The sequence below is a fragment of the Achromobacter sp. 01N37 genome (genome assembly GCF_056399725.1).
In genome coordinates this window covers 575,152-591,646 of the sequence record NZ_JBFTRX010000001.1, presented here as the reverse complement: position 1 = coordinate 591,646, position 16,495 = coordinate 575,152, and the positions used below count along the sequence as shown (strand labels likewise).

At 65.9% G+C, this 16,495-nt stretch carries 15 protein-coding genes; 10 read left to right on the top strand and 5 right to left on the bottom strand.

Features of this window, described 5'->3' with window-relative positions; translation table 11 throughout:
- The first annotated feature begins 65 nt into the window (after nt 1–65).
- Nucleotides 66–1,784, top strand: a complete 1,719-nt coding sequence (locus tag AC1DSJ_RS02530) for an NAD(P)H dependent flavin oxidoreductase family protein (RefSeq protein ID WP_441370942.1) — start codon at nt 66–68, stop codon at nt 1,782–1,784.
- A gap of 43 nt (nt 1,785–1,827) precedes the next feature.
- Here the strand turns inward: AC1DSJ_RS02530 and AC1DSJ_RS02525 are convergent, their stop codons facing one another.
- The 3 genes from AC1DSJ_RS02525 to AC1DSJ_RS02515 all read right to left on the bottom strand — a co-directional run bounded on the left by AC1DSJ_RS02525 (nt 1,828) and on the right by AC1DSJ_RS02515 (nt 4,259).
- Nucleotides 1,828–2,199 (bottom strand): hypothetical protein, encoded by a 372-nt coding sequence (locus AC1DSJ_RS02525; RefSeq protein ID WP_156336395.1) that lies wholly within the window; start codon nt 2,197–2,199, stop codon nt 1,828–1,830.
- 152 nt (nt 2,200–2,351) lie between these two features.
- The gene (locus AC1DSJ_RS02520) at nt 2,352–2,984 is read right to left on the bottom strand and encodes a Vgb family protein (protein WP_441370941.1); all 633 of its coding nucleotides are present in this window, start codon (nt 2,982–2,984) and stop codon (nt 2,352–2,354) included.
- Nucleotides 2,985–3,014: 30 nt separating this feature from the next.
- The gene (locus AC1DSJ_RS02515) at nt 3,015–4,259 is read right to left on the bottom strand and encodes a helix-turn-helix domain-containing protein (RefSeq protein ID WP_441370940.1); all 1,245 of its coding nucleotides are present in this window, start codon (nt 4,257–4,259) and stop codon (nt 3,015–3,017) included.
- Nucleotides 4,260–4,458: 199 nt separating this feature from the next.
- On the opposite strand from AC1DSJ_RS02515, the gene AC1DSJ_RS02510 reads away from it, so the two are divergent.
- From AC1DSJ_RS02510 to AC1DSJ_RS02470, 9 genes are all read left to right on the top strand, one after another.
- Nucleotides 4,459–4,977 carry a hypothetical protein gene (locus tag AC1DSJ_RS02510; RefSeq protein WP_054421478.1) on the top strand — a complete coding sequence of 173 codons (519 nt, stop codon included), beginning with the start codon at nt 4,459–4,461 and terminating at the stop codon, nt 4,975–4,977.
- Between the two features lie 215 nt (nt 4,978–5,192).
- A complete protein-coding gene (locus AC1DSJ_RS02505; protein ID WP_441370939.1) occupies nt 5,193–5,933 on the top strand; it encodes a DUF3348 domain-containing protein in 741 nt (246 codons plus the stop codon).
- 10 nt (nt 5,934–5,943) lie between these two features.
- Nucleotides 5,944–9,567, top strand: coding sequence for a DUF802 domain-containing protein (locus tag AC1DSJ_RS02500; RefSeq protein WP_441370938.1), 3,624 nt, complete (start codon nt 5,944–5,946; stop codon nt 9,565–9,567).
- Entirely contained in the window at nt 9,564–10,214 is a 651-nt protein-coding gene (locus AC1DSJ_RS02495) for an OmpA family protein (protein WP_441370937.1), read from the top strand. The genes AC1DSJ_RS02500 and AC1DSJ_RS02495 overlap by 4 nt, the downstream gene beginning before the upstream one ends.
- Before the next feature lie 199 nt (nt 10,215–10,413).
- The gene (locus AC1DSJ_RS02490; RefSeq protein ID WP_441371078.1) at nt 10,414–11,064 is read left to right on the top strand and encodes a DUF2894 domain-containing protein; all 651 of its coding nucleotides are present in this window, start codon (nt 10,414–10,416) and stop codon (nt 11,062–11,064) included.
- A 117-nt stretch (nt 11,065–11,181) separates the two neighbouring features.
- Nucleotides 11,182–11,427, top strand: coding sequence for a ParD-like family protein (locus AC1DSJ_RS02485; RefSeq protein WP_054421473.1), 246 nt, complete (start codon nt 11,182–11,184; stop codon nt 11,425–11,427).
- A complete protein-coding gene (gene map / locus AC1DSJ_RS02480) occupies nt 11,428–12,219 on the top strand; it encodes a type I methionyl aminopeptidase (RefSeq protein ID WP_054421470.1) in 792 nt (263 codons plus the stop codon).
- A 113-nt stretch (nt 12,220–12,332) separates the two neighbouring features.
- Nucleotides 12,333–13,553: an MFS transporter gene (locus AC1DSJ_RS02475; protein ID WP_441370936.1), complete on the top strand. Its 1,221-nt coding sequence runs from the start codon at nt 12,333–12,335 to the stop codon at nt 13,551–13,553.
- 282 nt (nt 13,554–13,835) lie between these two features.
- Nucleotides 13,836–14,468 carry a glutathione S-transferase family protein gene (locus AC1DSJ_RS02470; RefSeq protein WP_441370935.1) on the top strand — a complete coding sequence of 211 codons (633 nt, stop codon included), beginning with the start codon at nt 13,836–13,838 and terminating at the stop codon, nt 14,466–14,468.
- A 29-nt stretch (nt 14,469–14,497) separates the two neighbouring features.
- Here AC1DSJ_RS02470 and sodC read toward each other — a convergent pair whose 3' ends face one another.
- Together sodC and AC1DSJ_RS02460 are read right to left on the bottom strand one after the other, a co-directional pair.
- The gene (sodC, locus tag AC1DSJ_RS02465) at nt 14,498–15,022 is read right to left on the bottom strand and encodes a superoxide dismutase family protein (protein WP_054421467.1); all 525 of its coding nucleotides are present in this window, start codon (nt 15,020–15,022) and stop codon (nt 14,498–14,500) included.
- A 146-nt stretch (nt 15,023–15,168) separates the two neighbouring features.
- On the bottom strand, nt 15,169–16,413 hold the full coding sequence (locus AC1DSJ_RS02460; RefSeq protein WP_156336454.1) for a DUF445 domain-containing protein: 1,245 nt from the start codon (nt 16,411–16,413) through the stop codon (nt 15,169–15,171).
- Nucleotides 16,414–16,495: the final 82 nt, after the last annotated feature.

The following is a 16,495-nucleotide window of genomic DNA, read 5'->3' as shown; positions in this document are numbered from 1 at the left end:
GCCATTCTATCGATAAATTGGCGTGACCAGATTCCTTTATTCCTATGCCAATCAGGAAGACATCGATGTCATCGCGCTACACCATCACGCTGGAAACCGGCTCGTTCACGACCGATGGCGGCACGTCCATTCTGGATGCGGCCTTGGCCCAGGGCGCCCCCGTGCCCTTCTCGTGCCAACGCGGCGAATGCGGCTCGTGCCGGGCGCAGGTAGTGGCGGGTGACTTCGAACCCATCACCGCGCCGAACGAACGTTCCTACGTGCCGGCGGATAACGAATTGCTGATGTGCCAATGCCGCGCCGTCAGCGATCTGAGCTTGCGCTTTGCGCACTGGACCGCGCCTGCCCGCCCCGCGCAGCGCTACGACGCGCGCGTTGTATCGCGGCGGCCGCTAACCACCGACATCACGCAGCTGATCATCGACATCCAAGGCGATGACGCGTTCGACTATCTGCCCGGCCAGCACGTGCAGCTGCTGCTGGAGGATGGTGGACGCCGCAGCTTCTCGATTGCCAATACGCCCGGCGCGGCAGGCGCCTGTCGGCTGGAGTTCCATATCCGCCGCACGCCGCAAGGCGCTTTCACCAACAACATCTTGCCCGCGTTAACGCCAGGCGACGCCTTGACGCTGGAAGGCCCGTATGGCGCTTGCGTGTTGCCGTCGACGTTGCCGCACGGGGTCAGCCACTTGGTGCTGCTGGCCACCGGCACGGGCTTGGCCGGCGTGTTTCCCATCTTGATGCGCGCCCTGGAAAGCGATCACTTCACCACCGTGACGCTGTATTGGGGCGCGCGCCAACGGGACGATTGCTACGCCAGCGGCCTCTTGAATGCGCTGCAAGGCAAAGGCCCGGCGTTCCGCTGGCACCCCGTCCTGTCGGGTGACGGAACTGCCCGGCACGACGATGCCCGGCACGACGACGCGCACTACGTACAAGATCGCGCCGCCCAAGCCGGCCATGACTGGGCGCGTACGCTGGTCTACGCCTGCGGCAACGGTGCCATGGTGCGTGCGGCGCAAGCGCGCTTGCGTGATGCCGGGCTACCCGATGGCCGCTTTCAGTCGGAAGCGTTTGTACCGGCAAGCGCCACGCTTGCGTCACCGCCCGCCCCTGCCGCTCATCCCTGGGAACGCGTCAGCGAACGCTTCACGATGGACGGCATCCTGCAAGCCCGCCAACGTTCCATCACCGCCGTGCATGAGATCGCCGCGCTGATGACGCCCGGCATCACCACCGCCGACGCCATCGCACGGGCCGACGCGCACCTGCGCCAGATGGGCGCGTCGCACAACTGGCACCCCACCTACATCCGCTTCGGCGCGGATTCACAATCGCCCGCGGTGCATCCCACCGACCGCCAACGCACGCTGGGCGAAGACGACATCTTCGTGATCGATATCGGCCCCGTCTGGGACGGCTATGAAGGCGACTACGGCGACACCTTCGTCACCGGCAGCAATGCCGACCAGCAACGCTGCGCCCAAGCCGCGCGCGACGTCTTCGAACGCACGCGCCTGGCGTGGTTAAACGGCATGACGGGCCAAGCGCTGTATGAGCTGGCGGACACCTACGCGCACGAGCTGGGCTGCAAGCTGGTGCATGAGATACCCGGCCATCGCGTGTCAGATTTTCCGCACGCGCTGTATGGCAAGCATCAGTTGGCCAATGCGGATTTCGTGCCCGGCGATGGCATCTGGGTGCTTGAGATTCAGGTGCGCGACCAGCACCAACCCATCGGCGCGTTTTACGAGGATGTGCTGCTGCGGGCCGCGATGGCCTGAATTGCCCCTACGGCTTGCTCTATGGCTTGCTCTAACGCTTGCTCTACGGCTTGCTCTTGCCTTCCACCCAATGCTTGTCGGCAAGCTTGGGGTCGGGAAACGGCAGTTCCATATTGGTCGGCGGCGAGGCCACCCACTTGCCGCCGTCCTGATAGAAGTCCATGGGCGCCTCGGACGTGCCGGCTGGCATCAGCAGCATGGTGGTGCAAGACACCCGGCCCTTGTGCGACGGCTTGGGTGCGGGCAGGCAGGTGCCGATGGCCAGTTGCGAGGTCTTCATCCCGGGTAGATCATCACCCAGCAGCGTCAGCACGGCGGCGTGGGCTTCTTCCGGCGTGGGGATGACAAGGGGCTGGGCCTGGGCCGTGATGCCGATCGCGGCCAAGGCCAACATGCCTAGCGGAGCAAATTTCATGCGGTTCCTAGAGTGGTGCTGGATGGCGCTAAGAGGTGCTGGATAGCGCCAAGGGATGCTGGGATAGCGCCAAGAGGTGCTGGATAACGCTGCGTAGCTCTACATAGCGCTAAGCGCCGCCACCCAACAGCCGTGGCGGCCTTCGAACGATTCTACCCGGGGCGCCGCACTGCCCTGACCTTGCCGGAATTACCCCCGCCGCAGAAGAAGCGGTCGGCGCCATCCGACTCCAGGCCCGACACGCCCACGCCCGCCGGCATGTCCACGCTTTCCAGCACCGCGCCGGTGTCCGGTTCCAGCCGCCGCAATTCGCTGACGTCGTTTTCCCAGGTGCCGTGCCACAGTTGCCCGTCGACCCAGGTGACGCCGGTGACGTAGCGGTTGGAGTCGATCGTGCGCAGCACCTTGCCGGTGCCGGGGTCCACCTGATAGATCTTGCGCTGCTGATACTGGCCGACCCACAACGAGCCATCGGCCCAAGCCATGCCGGAATCGCCGCCGCCACCGGGCGCGGGGATGGTGGCCAGGACCTTGCCGTTGGCCGGGTCCAGCTTCTGGATTTTGCCTTCGGCGATTTGATAGAGGTGTTTGCCGTCAAAGGCCGTCCCGGCGTTGGCCGCCACATTCAACGCGCGCGGTGTCTCGCCGCTATCGGGGTCCAGCGCGATCAGTTTTTCGCCGACGGCAAACCAGACCTGATGACCGTCGTAGGTGACGCCATGCACGCTGTCGACACCAGGGAAAGGGCCGTATTCACGGAGGATTTGGGCTTGGGTTCGTTTCATGACTGTGTCCTTGAAGGAGGAGACTTCATGCTACTGAGCCGGCAACAACGCGGGGAGTAACAAGCTTGTCGTGAATGCCGGCACGGCGGGCGTCGTCCAGCGGCGGGCGCGGCTATGGCCCAAGGGCTGCGCCTGACCCGAGGCCGCCAGCGCATCCAACGCGCGCTGCACGGTGCGCTGGCTTGCGCCCAGCGCCAACGCCAGCGCGGAACTGGACCACGCCTGGCCGTCGACCAGGCAAGCCAGCACGGCGGCGTGATCTCGGTCCGCCACGTCGACCGGGCGCGCCAGCACGACGACGTTGGCGTCCGCATGCGGCCGCAACACGAAGCCGTGCCGCGTTGCGTTGATGCCCGCCAGCGGCCGCAACGCGGTGCGCAGGCGTCCGATTTCCACGCGCAGCCGCACGCGATGGGAGTCGTCCTGAAAGCCGGTGCGAAACGCTTGGGCGATCAGCAGTTCGCGGGTCACGTCTTGCGGCCAGGCCTCGGCCAGCAGCCGCGCCAGCGTGAACAGGACCGGGCGGCTGGCCAGCGGCACCGTCTGGCCGTCTTGGCGCACGACGTTGCGGCAGGCGTCGATGATCAGCGCCGGGGATGCCAGCAGCGCCTCGACCTCATCCAGCCGCAGATCGCGCGCGCCGTCTTGCAAGACTTCCCGCGCGGCGGGGGCATGCAGCGTCTGCAACGCGTGGTCCACCTCGGCCATCAAGGCGGGAATGCCGGCCTGCCGCGCGGCGTGTTGTGCGCGAGCCAGCGCCGCGCCCGCCGCCCCTGCCTGCACCCGGCGCATGGCGATGCCGCCCGTGATGAGTTCGTGGATGGCGCGCGAGGCGGCGGGCATGGGGCTGGCGTCCACGCCGGCCAGAACGAGATCGGCGTCGTCCAGGCGGCCCAGCAGCAACAGCCGCCGCGCCTGTAGATACGCGGCGTGCGCTGCGTTGAGGGGGTCGCCGTGTGACGCCAATGTGGCGCGTGCCGCGGCCAGCGATTTTTCGGGCCAGGCCAGATCCCGCGAGGCCAGCGCCACTTCGGCTTCGGCCACGACGCAGCGGGCGCGCGCGACCGGATGCGCCGGCCCGAAGGCCCGCGCTGCGTTGCGCAACAGCGCCTTCGCCCGGGAAAAGTCGCCCAATTGCGCCATGGCGATGCCGCGCAGGGCCAGCGCGGGGGCCTCGTCACGCAACGCCACGAGGTTCAGCGCGCCCAGCGGATCGCCCGCGGCCAAGGCGCGCGCCGCGCTTGCGATCAGAAGCTCGTTGGTGATCTCGCCCACTTCAATATCCGCCTTGGCATTCGGGTGCGGAACAATCTACCACCGCCGCTGCGTCGGTGGGGCGTGCCGGACGGCGCGCAAATTGGCACAATGCGGGGCTGCCCGGCCGAGCGGCCGTCGGCTCGGCGACCCCAGCTCGGCGCTCCCGGCTAGGCGCCCCCAACCAAGTCCCCCGCTTAACTACACATAATTGGAACGTATGGAACTGACGCTACCCAAGAGTCTGCAAAAACCGCTGGAACGCGAGGCCGCCGACGCCAACCGTACGCTGCACGCGCACATTCTGAAGAAGCTGGAATCGGTCACACCGCCGGTTGAAGCCATCAACCCGGCCGTGTTGAAAGCCGGGCTGCCCAAGCTGGTGGACTATCTGTCGCGGATGCCGGGCGTGAACGTGCTGTCCTCGCAGGTGACAAGCGATGCCTATTGGTGGGTCAAGTTCACCATCGACCTCCAGAACCCTTTGGCCTGGCAAGTCGTGCAGGAATTGGGCTTTGTGCTGAACGACGCGTCCATCCACGACAAGCTGCCCACCGTGTTCAAGCCGGTGTCGCCACCCCCATATATGAATGGCGGCCCGCAGGACTTTTTGTCCTGGGTGATCGAATCGACCTACAACTATATTGACCCCGCCTGGATCGCGCAGACGCTGGAAGGCTACCTGCCCCGCCCCGTCGACGACCTGAGCCAATGGGCCAGCGGGGATGACAGAGAGTGATCAGCCCAAAGTGAGCGGGTCCGTTGAGCGGGGCCGTTGAGCTGGCCCCCTTGAGCTGGGCCCCTTGAGCTAGGCCCCTCGAGCTGGCCCCCTTGAACCGCCCCCAATTGGGCAGCCTTCAGATGATGCGTCCCCATTTATCGCGCGTGGAGTCCTCACCCCGCCCTTAACCTGCCCGTCAGCGTGTAAACTCCCCCCTTTTTGACTCTGGTGGTATGTTGCAAGCCCCACAGCGCACAGGTTTAAGCGGCCCGACGCTCATTCGCTTGCTGACTCGCCTGACGGATGTCGACGTTCCGGAATCCAGGCAATCGCTGTCCGACCATTTGAGCCTGTGGCTCGGTTGGACGGATGCGATCGCGCTTTCCGCGGCCTTGAATACCCGCCCGCCGGTGATCGCCCCTGGCGCGCGTCAGTTCAGCAGTGCCGAAGAGCGCGAATGCGCGCGTGTCCGGACCACGCTGGCCGATGCCATCGCCAGCGATACGGCGGCCACGGCCGCCAAGCGGCTTGTTCCCGGACAAGCGCCGGCCAAGAAGTCGGCGGCTGTAGAGCAAGCCGAGGCCGATTACTCGAATTTTCGTCAGCGGTATCAGTCGTTGCAGCACACGATGGAGACCAGCGTAGGCAATTTGCGCAGCCGTTTGCGCGGCATGGTTGCGGCCAGAAATGGCGAAATGACAAGGCTGGCCGTCGTGGACGCCATCATGGACCGCGCGCTGCTGCCTAAGGAACGCGCCTTGTTTGGGCTGATTCCAAAGCTGCTTCACACGCATTTTGAACGCCTGCGGCTGGCCGAAGCGCCCGACCTTGAAGCCGAGCCCGCTCCCCAGCCGATTACCCCCGGCGCCTGGCTGGACGTGTTCCGCAAGGATATGCGCAGCGTCCTGCTTGCCGAATTGGATGTTCGTTTACAACCGGTCGAAGGGCTGCTTGCCGCCCTTCGCGCCAGCTAACCAGGACACCATGTCCAAGACTCTGATCAATTTCGTTGTATTCCTGGCCGGTCTGGCCGTTGTGGGCTGGATTGGCGTGGGCTATGCGGGCACGAACCCGCTGGCGCTGGCCGTGACGCTGCTGATTGGCGTCTGTTATCTGGCGGGCGCGTGGGAACTGCTGCGGTATCAGCAGGCCACGTCCACCCTGACGCGGTCCACGGCCTCGCTATCCGAAGCGCCGGCCAGCCTGGCTTCCTGGCTGGATCAGCTGCATCCCAGCCTGCGCAACGCCGCGCGCCTGCGCGTGGAAGGCGAACGGGTCGGCCTGCCCGGCCCGGCGCTGACGCCGTATCTGGTCGGCCTGCTGGTGTTGCTGGGCATGCTGGGCACGTTCCTGGGCATGGTCGTCACGCTGCGCGGCACCGGCATGGCGCTGGAAAGCGCGACCGACCTGGGCGCTATCCGCGCGTCCCTCGCCGCGCCGGTCAAGGGCTTGGGTTTCGCCTTTGGCACGTCGATTGCCGGCGTGGCCACCTCCGCCATGCTGGGCCTGCTGGCTGCGCTGTGCCGCCGTGAACGCGTGCAGGCGGCCCAGTCGCTGGATACCAAGATCGCCACGACCTTGCGCGTGTATTCGCAAAGCTATCAACGCGAAGAATCCTTCAAGCTGCTGCAACGGCAAGCCGAAGTGATGCAGCGTCAGGCCGAAGCCATGCCCACGCTGGTAGACCGCCTGCAAGCCATGATGCAAAACATGGAGCAGCAAACCCGCGCCATCAATGACCGCCAAATGGCCAGCCAGGATGCGTTCCAGGACAAGGCCGAGGCCGCCTACGCCCGCCTGGCGTCGGTGATGGAACAGTCCATGAAGGAAGGCGTGGCCGAAAGCGCGCGCTCGGCCGGCGTGGCCTTGCAGCCCGTTGTTGAAGCCACGATGGCCAGCCTGTCGCGCGAAACCGCCAGCTTGCAAGACACGGTGACGCAAGCCGTGCAGCAGCAATTGAGCAGCCTGACGTCCGGCTTCCAATCGTCTACCGCCAATGTGGCCGACATCTGGAACCAGGCGCTGGCCGGCCAGCAGCGCGCAAGCGAAACGCTGGCGCAGGACTTGCGCGCCTCCCTCGACCGCTTTGCCGAAACGTTTGAGCAACGTTCGTCCGCCCTGCTGGATGGCGTGTCGGCGCGAATGGAAACGTCGTCGGGCAATATGTCCGAGGCCTGGACCTCGGCGCTATCGCGCCAGGAGCGCGTCAGTGAGAAGCTGGCGGGCGACAACCTGCAAGCCCTGACGGCCGCTGCCGCCAGCTTTGAACAACACTCGGCGTCGCTGTTGCGCACGCTGAACGACTCGCACGCGCTGCTGCAATCGGACCTGGCCTCGCGCGATCAGCAACGCCTGGCCGCCTGGACGGAAACGCTGGGCGCCATGGGCGCCACGCTGCGCCAGGAATGGGAACAGGCTGGCACGCAAGCCGCCGCCCGTCAGCAAGCCATCAGCGACACGCTGGCGCAAACCGTGCGCGACATCAACGCCCAGGCCGCTGCGCAAGCCAGCGTGCTGGAAGGCGTGTCGGCGCGCATGGAAGCCGCGGCCAACAACGTGTCGGCCCGCTGGGATTCGGCCTTGTCGCGCCAGGAACAGGTCAGCGAGACCTTGGCCCGCGACAATCAACAGGCCCTGACCACCGCCGCCGCCACGTTCGAACAGCACTCGGCGTCGCTGCTGCGCACGCTGGACCAGTCGCATGCCGACCTGCAAACGGCGCTGGCCGCCAAGGACCACGAGCGTCTGTCCGCCTGGACGGATTCGCTTGCCGGCATGGCCGCCACGCTGCGTCAGGAATGGGAACAGGCTGGCGCGCAAGCCGCCAGCCGCCAGGAAGCGATCAGCGAGTCGATGGCGCGCACCGCGCGCGACATCACCGCGCAAACCGAAGCGCAAGCGCTGCTGCTGGAAAGCGTGTCGGCCCGTTTGGAGTCCGCTGCGAACGGCGTGTCGGACCGCTGGACCACCGCATTGGCCCGCCAGGAGCAAGTCAGCGAGAAGCTGGCTGCCGACAATCAGCAAGCCTTGACGACGGCCGCCGCCACCTTCGAACAACATTCGGCGTCCTTGCTGCGCACGCTGGAACAATCGCACGCCGATCTGCATACGGCGCTTGCCGCGCAAGACCACGAGCGTCTGGCGGCGTGGACCGGCACCTTGACCGCCATGGCCGCCACGCTGGGCCAGGAATGGAAGGCCGCTGGCGAGCACACCGTTGCCCGCCAACAGGAAATCAGCGACACGCTGGCCTTGACCACACTGGACGTCACCGGCCAGACGGAAGCGCAAGCCCGCCTGCTGGAGACCGTGTCGGCCCGCCTGGAAACGGCGGCAAGCAGCGTGACGCAGGCCTGGACCGACGCGCAGGCGCGCCAGGAACAGGTCGGCGAAAAGCTCGCGGCGACCCACCAGCAAGCGCTGGAGACCGCCGCCGCCACGTTCGAACAACACTCGGCATCGTTGCTGCGCACGCTGGACCAGTCGCAAGCTGATCTGCAAGCGGCGCTGGCGTCCAAGGATGAAGCACGGCTGTCCGCCTGGACCGCGAAGCTGGCCGCGCTGGCCGACGCGCTGGGCCAGGAATGGGAGCTGGCTGGCGTGCAAGCCGCGTCGCGTCAGGAAGCCTTGACGCAAGCCCTGGCCCAAACCACCCGCGACATCACCGCACAAACCGAAGCGCAGGCGACGGTGCTGGAGGCCGCATCGACCCGTCTGGAGACGGCGGCAAGCAGCGTCACGCAGGCCTGGACCGACGCGCAGACGCGCCAGGAGCAGGTCAACGAGCAATTGGCGGCGAGCCATCAGCAGGCGCTGGAAACGGCAGCGGCTACCTTCGAACAACACTCGGCGTCGTTGCTGCAAACGCTGGACCAGTCGCACGCGACGCTGCAAGCCGAGCTGGCTGCAAACGACGAAGCGCGCCTGGGCGCCTGGACCGGCAAGCTGGCCGCCGTGGCCGACACGCTGGCCCAGACCGCACACGACATCACGTCGCAAACGCAGGCGCATGCCAGCGAGACCATTGCCGAGATCAGCCGCTTGGTGCAAGCCGCATCCGAAGCCCCGAAGGCCGCGGCGGACGTCATCGGCGAACTGCGCCAGAAGCTGTCGGACAGCATGGTGCGCGACAACGACATGCTCGAAGAGCGCAACCGCCTGCTCGACACGCTGGACACGCTCTTGAACGCGGTCAACCACACCGCGGCCGAACAACGCACAGCCGTGGACGCGCTGGTGGCCTCGTCGGCCGAGCTGCTGGAACGCGTGGGCACGCAGTTCACCGACCGCGTCGAAGCCGAAACCGGCAAGCTTGCGGATGTGGCGGCGCACGTGACCAGCAGCGCCGTGGAAGTGGCCAGCCTGGGCGAGTCCTTCGGCACGGCGGTGCAGCTGTTCGGCGAGTCCAACGACAAGCTGGTCGCGCACCTGCAACGCATCGAAGCGGCGCTGGACAAGTCCATCGCGCGTGGCGACGAGCAACTGTCCTACTACGTGGCGCAAGCGCGTGAAGTGGTTGACCTGAGCCTGATGTCGCAAAAGCAGATCATCGAGAACCTGCAACAGCTGGCCGTCCAGCGCGCCACCGCCGGAGCGGAAGCCGCATGAGCGAAGACATCGACGGCGGCGTCGAGGCCTCCTCCCCCGCCTGGGCCGTCTTCGGCGACCTGATGTCGGTGCTGCTGGGCGCCTTTGTGCTGATCCTGGTCAGCGTGATCGGCGTGCAGTTGCAGTTGTCGACGCAGCTGGAAGAAGAGGTCAAGCAGCGCCAGAAAGAAACGCAACGGCGCGAGACGCTGGAGCAGGCGCTGGCCGGGCCGCTTGCGGCGGGCCGCGTCACCTTGATCAATGGCCGCATCGGCATCAGCGGCAGCGTGCTGTTTGCGCTGAACTCCGATCAGTTGCAGCCCGAAGGCCGGGAGATTCTGAAGACGCTGATCGAACCGCTGTCCGCGTATCTGAAGACGCACGACGAAATCCTGATGGTCAGCGGGTATACCGACGACCAGCAGGTGCGCGAAGGCAACCGCCGTTTTGCGGACAACTGGGATTTGTCGGCGCAGCGCGCCTTGACGGTGACGCGTGCGCTGATCGATGAAGGCGTGCCGTCGTCCACCGTGTTCGCCGCCGCGTTCGGCTCGGAGCAGCCGGTGGCGTCCAACGCCGACGAGGAAGGCCGCGCCAAGAACCGCCGCGTGGAGATCACCCCGATCCCCAAGCCGTCCAACGAACCGGGAAAACCGCGTGAGCAGTGACGGCAGCGCGGGCGTCTCGCCCGACCTTCGTAGCCTTGGCGATGTGCAGGACGTTCAGGACACTCAGGACGTCCGCGACGGTCAGGACGTTCAGGACACTCAGGACGTCCGCGACGGTCAGGACGTTCAGGACACTCAGGACGTCCGCGACGGTCAGGACGTCCCCGGCACTGGCCACGCTCACGACGCGCAGGCCACGCTGGACGCCTGGCGCGACAGCGGGGCTGCCCATGCCGACCCGGTGCGCTTTCAGTTCATGAGCGCCATGGCGCGACGCACGGCGGCATTGCATGGCCCCGCGCGGCAAATGCTGGACGCGAAGTTGGCGGGCTTGCTTAGCGCCTATGAAGCCTCGCTGAACGCGCCTGCCCCGCAGCAGGAAGCGCTCCCTTCCGATGATGCCCCCAGCGCGCTGGCCGGCCTGATCGATTACCTGGCGTACCCGGATGCCCCGGACTGCGACACCGCCTGGACGCGCGACGCGCTGGGGCTGCGCGAAGCCTACCCCGATGTGCAGATGCTGGAGTACTTCCGCGCCGTCTGGTCCCGCGTCAGCGCCGACCGGCAGGTGCGGCAATCGCAGGAACAGGTCCACAAGAACGCAGGCCCGCTGAATTCGAATCAGCTGGTGCACCGCGCCCTGTCGCTGATGCGCGAGCTGTCGCCGGGGTATCTGCAACAGTTCCTGTCGTACACGGACGCGCTGATGTGGATGGAGCAGATTCAAGCTGCGACGGCGCCCGCGCCCAAGGATGCCGGGCGCGCGGGCTCGGCCAAGGCAGGCTCGGCCAAGACAGGCTCCGCCAAAACCGGCGCGGCCAAGAAGACGTCGCGGGCCAAGGCGCGCTGATTGCGCCGATCGCGTTGCTGGCGGCAGCGCCGCCTTTCACCCCCCCCGATTTGCGCGCCAGCCCTTTCTGGGATTACCATACGATCCATATACAAACCATATACGGATCATTCCCTCATGGGCCTCGTCAAAGTCTCTGAGCAGATGCACGAAAATCTGCGCGTCGCCAGCGGCGCACTCAGCCGCTCGATCAATTCCCAAGCTGAACACTGGATGCGCATCGGCATGCTGTCCGAGCTCTATCCCGAACTGCGCCACGCGGACATCTGCCAATTGCTGATCCGCATCGAACAGGCGGAAGGCTTCACCATTGCGTCCTTGTCCCGGCGCTTGCCGGACGGCGTCCAGCAGGAGGCCGCGTAAATGGCAAGAAAGGTTTCCATTAAATCCGCCGCCGATATCGAAATGGCCCGCAAGGCCGGCGCGATGGCGGCGGAAGTGCTGCATATGATTGGCGAACACGTGCGCCCCGGTGTCACCACCGATGAGCTCGACCGCATCTGCAACGAATACATCGTGAACGTGCTGAAGGCCATTCCGGCCAACGTCGGCTATCACGGCTTTCCGAAGACCATCTGCGCGTCGGTCAACCACGTCATCTGCCACGGCATTCCGTCTTCCAAGGTGCTGAAGAACGGCGACATCCTGAACATCGACGTGGCCGTCATCAAAGACGGCTGGTTCGGCGACACCAGCCGCATGTACTACGTGGGCCAGCCCAGCCAGTTGGCGCGCCGCCTGGTCAACACCACGTACGAAGCCACGCGCGCCGGCATCATGGCGGTGAAACCCGGCGCCACGCTGGGCGACATCGGCCACGCCATTCAAACGGTGGCGCATCGCGAACACTTTTCCATCGTGCGCGAATACTGCGGCCACGGCATTGGCCAGATCTATCACGACGAACCGCAAGTGCTGCACTACGGCCGCCCGGGCGAAGGCCTGGTCTTGCAACCCGGCATGATGTTCACGATTGAACCGATGATCAACGCCGGCAAGCCCGCCACCAAGCAGTTGCCGGACGGCTGGACGGTGGTCACGAAAGACCGCTCGCTGTCGGCGCAATGGGAACACATGGTCGTCGTAACGGAAACCGGCTACGAAGTGCTGACGCCCTGGCCCGACGGCTACGGCGACTACCCCGCCATTCCCTGACCGGCCGGTTCAACGTTTCCACCCTTGCCCATGGCAAGGACCGGAGTGCGGGTAAGCAAGGGCACGATCATGATCGTGCCCTTGTTGTTTCCGAGCGCCTGATGGCGTTACCCATGTCTGCCCTGCCCTCTGCCTTCCGCCGTTTGGCCGCCTCGAATCTGGCCGCTCAGTTTTCCGAACAGATGGCGCTGGCGGCCGCGCCCCTGGTTGCCGTGCTGGCGCTGGACGCCACCGCTGCGCAAACGGGCTATCTGCAAACGGCGCAGACCTTGCCCTTCCTGCTGCTGTCCCTGCCCGCGGGCGTGCTGGCCGACCGCATGTCGCGCCGTGCGCTGATGACGGCGGCCGAGTGCGTGCGCGCGTGCAGCTTGCTGGCGTTGCTGGCGCTGCTGTGGCTGGGCGGACTCAGTCTGGCGTGGCTGACGGCACTGGGATTTCTAGGTGCGGTGGGCACGGTGGCCTATAACGTCGCCGCCCCGGCGCTGGTGCCGCGCCTGGTGCCTGCCCGCGAACTGGCCAGCGCCAACCGCTGGCTGGAACTGGCGCGCAGTTGCGCGTTTTCCGCGGGGCCGGCCGCAGGCGGCGCGCTGGTGGGCTGGATGGGTGCGCCGACGGCGTATGTGCTGGCCACCACGTTGTCGCTATTAGCCGCGGTGCTGCTTGCCGGTTTGCCGCAGGACGCGCCCACGTCCACGGCCCGCCGCGATGTGTTGGCCGAACTGCGCGCCGGGGCCGCCTTTGTCGTCGCGCACCCGCTGTTGCGGCCAGTGCTGATCACCGCGGTGTTCTTCAACACCGCCTGGTTCGTGCTCCAGGCCGTGTACGTGGTGTATGCCATTGAACGGCTGGGGTTGTCGGCGGCGGGGGTGGGCATCACGCTGGGCGTGTATGGCGCCGGCATGCTGGCGGGCGCGCTGGCCGCGCCCTGGCTCGCGCGCCGGCTGTCGTTCGGCGCGATGATCGCGCTGGGGCCGCTGTCGGCGCTTGTGGCCAGCGCCATTTTGCTGTCGACCTTGGCCTATGCGTCCGGCCCATGGGCCGCGGTGGGGTTCTTTCTGTTTGGCGCCGGGCCGATTCTATGGACCATCACCACCACCACGCTGCGCCAGGCGGTGACGCCGAATGCGCTGCTGGGCCGCGTGTCGGCAGTGATCCTTACCGCGACGTTCGGCGCGCGGCCCGTGGGCGCGCTGATCGGCGCAACGCTGGCGGCGCGCGTCAGCCTGGACGCCTGCCTATGGGTGTCCACGGCCGGGTTCCTGGTGCAATTTCTGGTGTTGTTCGCGTCACCCGTGCTGCGATTGCGCAGCCAGCCGGATGCGGTGGGAGTTTGAGCGGTGGGGGTTGCGCGGATGGGGTTTGAGTGGATGGGTTTGAGTGGATGGGTTTGAGTGGATGGGTTTGAGTGGATGGGTTTGAGCGGATGGGATTTGAGCGGATGGGGTTTGAGCGGAGGGGCTATGCGCGGATGGAATTTGCGCGAAGGCGGTTATAGCTGCCAAGGCCTTGCTCCCGCCCTGCGCTGTTACCCCCGGCGCGGCCGCGATCTGTATCTGGCGGCGCGGCTTTCACGCCGCTAGACTGGCGCAAATTTCCTCTCTACCTGCCGCTGCAAGATGCTGAAAATATTAGGCAAGGCCTCATCCATCAATGTGCGCAAAGTGTTGTGGACCTGCGCCGAACTACGCTTGCCGTTCACGCGGGAAGACTGGGGCGCTGGCTTTCAGCCGACGAGCGACCCCGCCTTTCTGGCGTTGAATCCCAACGCCATGGTCCCCGTCATTCAAGACGGCGATTTCGTGCTATGGGAATCGAACAGCATCATCCGCTACCTGTGCGCGCAATATGACGGGCAGCCTCTTTACCCCGCCGAACCAAAACTGCGCGCGCGTATCGACCAGTGGATAGACTGGCAGGCGACCGATCTGAACCGGTCCTGGAGTTACGCCTTCATGGCGCTGGCGCGGCAATCGCCCGCGCATAGGGATGCGGCCAGCATCGAGGCATCGTGCCAGAGCTGGTCGCACACCATGGGCATCCTGGAGCAACAACTGGCGCGCACCGGCGCGTATGTGGCGGGCCAGGATTTCACGCTGGCGGACATTCCCATCGGCTTGTCCGTCAACCGTTGGTTCTGCACGCCTTTCGGGGAATTCTCTAAGCCCGCCCTGCCCGCCGTCATGGCCTACTACGACCGGCTGGCCGCCCGCGAGGGCTACCGGCTGTACGGCCGCAACGGCACGGCCTGACGACGCCGGCAGGTCTGACGTAAACCGGCTTACTTCACCACGCCGCACACCAGACGGCCGCCTCCGCCGCCCAACGGCGCGGGCGTGTCGCTGTAGTTGTCGCCACCCACGTGCACCATCACCGCGTGCTTCTTCACGTCGGCCAGCTTCAAATGCGGCGCAACGACCGCTTTCTTGGCGGTGCCATCGGCCGCCACCACGATGAACGGCAGGTCGCCCTGGTGCCCATCGGTGGCCATCGGCCCCTTGTGCGCCTTGGTGCCCTTGGGGTCCAGGTGGCCGCCCGCAGCGCCGCCTGGGGCCATCTGGTTATTCACCATGCCCGGCATGCACGAATCCTTTTCATGGACGTGAAAGCCGTGCTCGCCCGGCGGCAGGCCCTTCAGGTTCGGCGTAATCTGCAAGCCGCCCTTGGTGTCCTTCAGTGAAATCGTGCCGGCGCTCTTGCCCAGGCCGTCGGCCGTCAGGAACGTCATGGTGACGTTTTCGGCAAGCGCGGCGCTGGACGCGCCTGCGAGTGCCAGCGTCGCAACTAGCATCGAGATTTTCTTCATGAAGTGCCTCCTGGAATCATGCACACAAGGTGCGGATGCCCGGCCGGGCGAACCGCGCCGCCCTGGCCCATGGCGCAGAAAACAATAGCACCGGGGCGGCAGAAACAGCCAGCAATCTTCATTCCTGATACAAGCGGGCAGGCTTGTTAACGATTCACCAGCAGCACCAGCGCGTGCAGCGCCACGCCGATCAGACCCCCCACCAGCGTGCCATTGAAGCGGATGTATTGCAGGTCGCGGCCCACGCTCAGTTCCAGTTCGTCGACCAGATGGCGTTCATCCCAGTTTTTCACTGTGCGCGAAATGTGTTCGGTCACGCCAATGCGCAGCCGGCCCGTCAGCCGGCGCGCGCTGCCCAGCACATGGTTGTTGATGGCGTCGCGCAGGCTCGGGTCTTCGCCCAGCTTGCGGCCCAGCGCCAGCAAGGCGCTTTCCAGATGGCGGGCCAGCGCGGAATCTTCGTCGGACAGATCGCGCCGCAATGCAGCATGAATGTCGTCCCACAGGCCTTGCACGTATTCCTGCACCTTGGGATGGTCGATGGCGCGTTGCTTCAAGTCTTCTACTTGCGCCGACAAGGCCGGATCGCTTTTCAAGCGTTCGATGTAGTTCAACACCCAGGCCTCGTAGTCGCGCCGCACCGGGTGATCGGGTTCGGACAGCACGTCGCGCACTTCCTGCACCAGCGCCAGCGCAAGGCGGTCGGCCAGGTTGTCGGCAATGCCATCCACCGACTTGACCACGTCCACCGCCGCGATGATGCGCGGCCATTCCTTGCGCGCAAACTTCACCAGCAGCGTCGACGCGCGTTCTTTCACGTCGTCTTCGCCCAGATATCCGCCCAGGCGTTCCATGGCCGCATCCAGCAATTCCTGATGCCGCCCGTCGCGCGTCAAAAGCCCCAGAATTTCGCCCACGGTGCCGGCCGCATCCCAGCGCCGCAGATTCTTCACAACGAATTCCTGGATGACGCCGCGCACCGCTTGTTCATCCAGCATGTCCAGCGTCTGCAAGGCCACGCGGCGCGCGCCATCGCTTAGTGCATGCGCCTGCTTGGGGCGCACCAGCCAGCGCGACAGGCGTGCGGCCGGGTCGAAGACGCGCAGCTTTTCCATCAGCGTGTCCGGGTCCAGAAAGTGATCGCGAACGAACACGGCCAGGTTGTCGCCGATGCGGTCTTTGTTGCTGGGGATGATGGCCGTGTGCGGAATGGGCAGGCCCATGGGCCGGCGAAACAGCGCCACCACGGCGAACCAGTCAGCCAGCGCGCCCACCGTTGCCGCTTCGCAAAACGCCCGCACCCACGCCCATGCGCCCTGTCCGCCCATGACGTGGCTGGTGATAAAGCCGCAAACCATGGCCACCAGCAACGCCAGCGCGGCAATTTTCATGCGCCGCAATTGCGTGCGGCGCACGTCGGACGCCAAGGTCGAATGGTGGGTGGCAGAAGCGGAAGGCGGCGGAACGGTACGG

Excerpts from the sequence above, each read along its gene's own strand:
- AC1DSJ_RS02500 (WP_441370938.1), top strand. The coding sequence starts at position 5,944 with ATGTCCAAGACTCTGATCAATTTCGTTGTATTCCTGGCCGGTCTGGCC.
- map (WP_054421470.1), top strand. The coding sequence starts at position 11,428 with ATGGCAAGAAAGGTTTCCATTAAATCCGCCGCCGATATCGAAATGGCC.
- AC1DSJ_RS02460 (WP_156336454.1), bottom strand. The coding sequence starts at position 16,413 with ATGAAAATTGCCGCGCTGGCGTTGCTGGTGGCCATGGTTTGCGGCTTT.
- AC1DSJ_RS02530 (WP_441370942.1), top strand. The coding sequence starts at position 66 with ATGTCATCGCGCTACACCATCACGCTGGAAACCGGCTCGTTCACGACC.
- AC1DSJ_RS02510 (WP_054421478.1), top strand. The coding sequence starts at position 4,459 with ATGGAACTGACGCTACCCAAGAGTCTGCAAAAACCGCTGGAACGCGAG.
- AC1DSJ_RS02525 (WP_156336395.1), bottom strand. The coding sequence starts at position 2,199 with ATGAAATTTGCTCCGCTAGGCATGTTGGCCTTGGCCGCGATCGGCATC.
- AC1DSJ_RS02470 (WP_441370935.1), top strand. The coding sequence starts at position 13,836 with ATGCTGAAAATATTAGGCAAGGCCTCATCCATCAATGTGCGCAAAGTG.
- AC1DSJ_RS02475 (WP_441370936.1), top strand. The coding sequence starts at position 12,333 with ATGTCTGCCCTGCCCTCTGCCTTCCGCCGTTTGGCCGCCTCGAATCTG.
- AC1DSJ_RS02520 (WP_441370941.1), bottom strand. The coding sequence starts at position 2,984 with ATGAAACGAACCCAAGCCCAAATCCTCCGTGAATACGGCCCTTTCCCT.
- AC1DSJ_RS02495 (WP_441370937.1), top strand. The coding sequence starts at position 9,564 with ATGAGCGAAGACATCGACGGCGGCGTCGAGGCCTCCTCCCCCGCCTGG.
- sodC (WP_054421467.1), bottom strand. The coding sequence starts at position 15,022 with ATGAAGAAAATCTCGATGCTAGTTGCGACGCTGGCACTCGCAGGCGCG.
- AC1DSJ_RS02505 (WP_441370939.1), top strand. The coding sequence starts at position 5,193 with ATGTTGCAAGCCCCACAGCGCACAGGTTTAAGCGGCCCGACGCTCATT.
- AC1DSJ_RS02485 (WP_054421473.1), top strand. The coding sequence starts at position 11,182 with ATGGGCCTCGTCAAAGTCTCTGAGCAGATGCACGAAAATCTGCGCGTC.